General features: G+C 36.2%; 4 protein-coding genes and 1 tRNA gene. All 5 read right to left on the reverse strand.

Annotated elements, in window-relative coordinates; all coding sequences use genetic code 11:
• Positions 1-319 precede the first annotated feature (319 nt).
• Positions 320-709 carry a hypothetical protein gene (locus Q0N70_RS12270; RefSeq protein ID WP_013701694.1) on the reverse strand — a complete coding sequence of 130 codons (390 nt, stop codon included), beginning with the start codon at positions 707-709 and terminating at the stop codon, positions 320-322.
• A 452-nt stretch (positions 710-1161) separates the two neighbouring features.
• Complete coding sequence (locus Q0N70_RS12275) at positions 1162-1431, reverse strand: DUF2442 domain-containing protein (protein ID WP_294017181.1); 270 nt, start codon at positions 1429-1431, stop codon at positions 1162-1164.
• Positions 1432-1440: 9 nt separating this feature from the next.
• Positions 1441-1707 carry a DUF4160 domain-containing protein gene (locus tag Q0N70_RS12280; protein WP_294017183.1) on the reverse strand — a complete coding sequence of 89 codons (267 nt, stop codon included), beginning with the start codon at positions 1705-1707 and terminating at the stop codon, positions 1441-1443.
• A 133-nt stretch (positions 1708-1840) separates the two neighbouring features.
• Positions 1841-1915: transfer RNA gene (locus Q0N70_RS12285), tRNA-Arg, on the reverse strand.
• A gap of 104 nt (positions 1916-2019) precedes the next feature.
• On the reverse strand, positions 2020-3224 hold a 1205-nt coding region (locus Q0N70_RS12290; protein WP_294017185.1), incomplete at its 5' end, for a hypothetical protein.

Below are 3224 nucleotides of genomic sequence, written 5' to 3' on the forward strand. Positions count from 1 at the left end.
TTTGACTACGATGTTCCTTACGGTTCAATGAATAAATTTTCTACAGCACGAGGACTTAGAGGCGGAGACTATTTAAATGAAATCGTAGGTTCACGATGTTCCGGATACAAAGGCGGTGCTTTAGTTGGGCTTACAAACGGTTTCCGTATTGCACAGAATCATTAAATGAAAAAACTGGTTGCAAAGCATAAAATGTTTTTGATAAGGAAATTGTATGTAGTAATGATATCTTACGGTTCATCAGACATCTGATAAATAATCAGCTATTAATATTGAGATTAATAGTGCAATAGATATTAATCGTAATTGAATATAATTTCTAATCTTCCCCATTTTCATTCTTAATCCCATTTTCAACAATCAAAATAGCTAATTTTGTATTTTCTTCAGGTTCTCCTCTATTAAATGGGTTTCTACTCAAAGATTTTGCCATTACACCTATATTTTTTGCTTCATTAATCATCTTGGCAATTTTTCTCCATTTATCATCTTTGAGAATTGAGATACATCCAATGGTAGTTCCAGAACCTCTTTCATGTAAACGTAATTGGGATTTTTTAGTATTAGAGACTTTATCATCTCCGTAACAATCATCTCTTGCTTCAAGGCGAAAATGCCCATCTGAATTTGGCAATAAGACATCATAAACACCAAAAGGAATTCCTTCAAAGAATGGAACAGATTTTCCTTTTATTTGTCCACCAGACATAAAAGTTGCTTCTATTTTTTCATTTGTTTAATAGCTAAAAAATAATCTTGACCTTTTAGCTTTATATGCTTAGAATTTATGCATTATGCTTGGAGCATTCGTGTTTTTAATATCAGTTTGAGTTTATATCCTGCGTGCTCAATTCTAAACCTAACTAGACTTCAAAAAAAATCAAATTAGATTCACAAAGCAATGTGACTAGATTATGGTGCTTAACACTGTAGTAATTGTATATGATTTCTAAAGGTACAGGCTACTATGCCTTACGCTACAGTTTGTCTGGGCTTGTTATACAGTTTGTCTGTAGTGGCTATACAGTTTGTCTGGGGCGTAAGCACAATCAAACTGGGGCGGCTATACAGTCTGTCTGGGGCTTAAGCACAATCAAACTGGGGCGGTTGTACAGTCTGTCTGTGCTTGCTGTACAAGTTGGCTGTATCATTACAGTTGATTTAGTTAATATAAGTTCGGCTTTCTTCGTACAGGCAGTCGGGGCAATAATCTATATCGTTATCCCAAGCAATACTGCCAAAAGAGATATGGGCTGTCTTGAAAAACTCTTCATTTTGAAGCGGCTTGAAGCAATTTAAATTATAAATCTTCTTTCCGTCAAAATAACGCGTTTCATTATTGTTGAATTTGATTTTGAGAATAAAATCTGACAACGCTTCAACAGAAACCGCTCTGGGCAAAAGAGGTTTTCCGTAAATTATTTCTTCCATGATATGCTCCTATTGCAAAGGATTGATTTTAAAAATCTGCTCGCCCTCAAGTGCAAGTTTCCAGTTTGCGTTCAGTTCATCTTGATGTAGCAACGTCCACGCTTTTACAAATGCTGTCTGCTTTGCCGGAAAAGAACCAGCAATAATTTCTCCATTCAAATCAAATGAAGCTTCAAATTCATTGTAATAGGCATGAAAATGCGGCAGATGATGTTTGTCATTATCACGCCAATTCATTTTAATCAGAATTCCGTAAAACATTGAAATTACCGGCATTTTTTACTCCTTGCTATAAATATAACACATAATAGACGCTTCTTGGCACAATCGCTGGAATATTTATTCTCCGCATGAACAAAACGTTAAAAAAACAAAAAAGTCCGCTTCCAGAAAACTAGAAACGGACTAGTGACGCTTGGCGGGCTCGAACCGTCGACCCTCTGCTTAGAAGGCAGATGCTCTAATCCAGCTGAGCTAAAGCGCCGAATGGAGAATAGTCTATATTATTTTGCAAGTTTCTTCAAGTGAAAAAAGCGATTTTTTGCAAATAAAAAACAAATGATGCAGAAAGTTTTATCAACCAAATTATTATTGCTCTTTTATATCTTCCTTTGTGCAACCAGCGCAGCCTATATATCCGCCAGAAATTCCACTTCCGCTAAAAGTAAGATCGCTGAATTTTATATTTTTAAGTTTCGTAACATTGCTGATTGCAAAATTGGATAAACTTACTGTTACAACTCTATTTTGGGCAAACATCTTTCCTTTTTGTTGCTTATCATGATTCGGCATTACAAAGTTTGCGCCGCAGTCCGCAATTGCAATCTCTTTTGGCTTTATGGCAACAAACCTGCGCGGTCCGTAGAATTTATTGCTGTTTTCAGAAAGAGACGGAATGTATGCTGTCAAAGGCTGCAATATTGTATGAGTAGTGTCACCATATTTTGCTTCTCCATAAGGAGCTGGAGCTATCTGCCTTGAAGAACCAGTCCAGCCCAAGGTGTCAACTACTTCAAATCCCGAGCTTGTGCTTTGTATTTTTAAGAGCGCGCCGCGGCTGTACATTGTGTTGCTTTGGTTATAGTTATATATAAACGAGTCCCCCGAATCGCCCAATGAATTGCCTACATTCGAAACAAGAACATAAACTGTTCCGTCATAAAGAATTGCAACATCAGTAATCGCGCCGGAAACGCCTAGGTCTGAAACAGATTTTGCAGAACCGACCTTAGAAACCGCAAATGTGCCGTCTGCGTTCTCTGTTATTGTGGCACGCTGGAGATAATATGTGCTTCCATCAGAATCTATATATGCAAGATAAAGAACACTGCCTTGAATTGCAAAAGCCGCTCCATAATATTCAAAAATATCAAGTCCAAATTTAAAATCAATAGAAGGATTCGTTCCTGTAGAAATATTTTTTATAACTGAAAACTGAAGAGTGTTTACATTCCCATCACCGTCTCTTGCAATCCATAGGGAATCCGTAGAGTCATCATAATAAAGAGGATCTGAAAAAAGACTGCCAGTTACAGCAGGGATTGTAGTCCTTACATCATCTACAAAAATTCTCTGCAAATTCATATTGCTGTCAATATAATACATATTGTCTGAAATATCTTCCGCAAAGTTTAATGATAAAGAAGTAAAATTTTTATTAATAGTTGAATCTTTAATGTTAGCAATTTTATTAAAAGAGAAAATATTATTGCTATAATTCCACAAGATATAATTTGACTCCAGAATACTGCTTGCAAAAAGCTTAAGGGCAATTGAGCATTCCGCAGTTTCTC

The organism is uncultured Treponema sp. (assembly GCF_945873775.1).
GTDB lineage: Bacteria > Spirochaetota > Spirochaetia > Treponematales > Treponemataceae > Treponema_D.